This is a genomic window from Sphingobium sp. Ant17, assembly GCF_000588875.1.
Taxonomy (GTDB): domain Bacteria; phylum Pseudomonadota; class Alphaproteobacteria; order Sphingomonadales; family Sphingomonadaceae; genus Sphingobium.
Window position 1 is genome coordinate 1 of the sequence record NZ_JEMV01000172.1, and the last position, 1864, is coordinate 1864.

A 1864-nucleotide genomic window follows, 5' to 3' on the forward strand; every position below is an offset into this window, starting at 1 on the left:
CGGCCACCGCCCCCGGATTGCTTGCCGCGTCGCGACAAGGCTCAAAAGAGGAAGCGGGCTTGCATTGATTTGCGATCCAAGCGCTGACGCACCCCTGGATAAGCCATTTAGCCGTTTCTCTTACGGGCCGCGTCCATCCGACGCTGTTTGCGATTTCCAGTCGATTGCAATGTGCTGCTTCTATTGGCCTCAGGGTACTCTTTGCCGCGATAGTTCCTCCGCTTCAAATTACCCATGATGCCCAGGCTTGAGCAATCTTTCCGAACCTGTCTGCGATCTGCATCAGTCCATTTTGCTTGTTCAGTATAGATGATGTCTTCGGAAGAGCCTCCATTCTGCCCCGGTGGCTCCATCGCTATGCCGATAATCCGCTTAAGATGGCTGTGTTTCATGAGGAGTGCTTGGGCGTAACATTGAAGATAGAACGCCCGCATCTGGCGGTATTTTTCGTACCCGCCTTTCGCGTCCATCCAGCGCAGATACTTCAACGTGAGGAAGAAGAACCCCGTCTCGCACTTCTTAGAGACCTTCGGAGAGATCATCGCCCTGAAAAAGACATCCTGATCTCGACCATATTCTAGCGCACCTCGGATTGCCTCACTGTGAGCACGACGGATATAACGGTTCTGCAACGCCATATGACGAACAGCGATTTCGCTGTTTGTCAGCGAGTAGGTATGCCCTGGCAGAACTATCGAAGTTCCACCTAAAAGATGTTTGGTAAAAATCTCAATGAGGCCATCCCAAGCATATGATATTTGGTCAGCCGCCTTTTTCGCCAGACTTTGCGGATGCTTGATATAGCGGGTCCAGTGTCCTGAACCTATAGTTACCGCCTCTACCTCGTCCCAGGAACGGCCTTCCGGAGCCGTGAAGTCGTGATCACCTTCATCGTTTATTCGAATTGCATAATAGGCGAGGAGGTCTTCCTCACCGTGGGCACCGCTAAGTTTTCCGGAACGGATGAAGGCAGCTCTTTTATCAAGGTACTCCGTGAAATCCGAAATCGTATCGAGTTCTTGCATCACGATATCGAGAGACACTGGATCGAAAACATGCACGAAATGGCTTGATGGGTCGATGTCACCAACAGCAAACGGCTCGAACGAGGCTGCATCCCGATTGAAATGATCGGGCCCTTTGATCGATGGACGAATGACAAAGGTTCCTAGACCGCCCTCAAAGTGCTTGCGTCCGGCTTCTTCAGCCCCCCTCGCTACGATAATTCGATGGACCTTGCGGCGCTCTGCTGGTGGGAAAGCAAGCGGCAAAGGAACTTCGCAAAGCTTGTCTAGGAAAAGCCGGTCGGGAAATTCGTTGATCCAGCGCTCAGCCCCTTTTAGTTGCTTAGCCGCATCCTGGATCGCTCCTCGCGCCCATCGGGCCCATGCAACCTCAACCGGCTTGTCCGTCCACCGGACCTGCTTGTCCGAAAAGATCAGGACATGTGGATCGCAAACGATGAGCAGATCGCACAGCTCTTTGCCGTCACCATTGCCGCCTAACTTCTGAGATCGATGGGGATTTGGGTAGGACCAGAGGTTCAGAAACGTATCATCGGCAAGCTTGGCGAGGTAACGTTCGCTGTCCGTAAGACCTTCAGACCGAACTATTGGGGGCCGAAGCTGATCGTAATGATCTCCGACATTGTTCGGCTTATCTACCATGCGCTGCACCAATTTCTTCCCAAGCGAGTCATTTCATCGACGGATCGAAGACGCGCGCAAATAGCGAATGTCGACATCTCTAAGACATTTGGCTTCAAGTTGGTAGGTAGCAATCCTGTTGCACTCGCGCCAAAGGCTCTGGCCGTTAATGGCGCACGGCTACCCAACCTTGAAACGCTTGGGTCTATCCTCGGGAA

1 protein-coding gene is annotated in these 1864 nt (G+C 52.6%); it reads right to left on the reverse strand.

Annotated features, from left to right (window positions below):
- Positions 1 to 107: 107 nt before the first annotated feature.
- The gene (locus BF95_RS25125) at positions 108 to 1676 is read right to left on the reverse strand and encodes a hypothetical protein (protein WP_152542937.1); all 1569 of its coding nucleotides are present in this window, start codon (positions 1674 to 1676) and stop codon (positions 108 to 110) included.
- Positions 1677 to 1864: the final 188 nt, after the last annotated feature.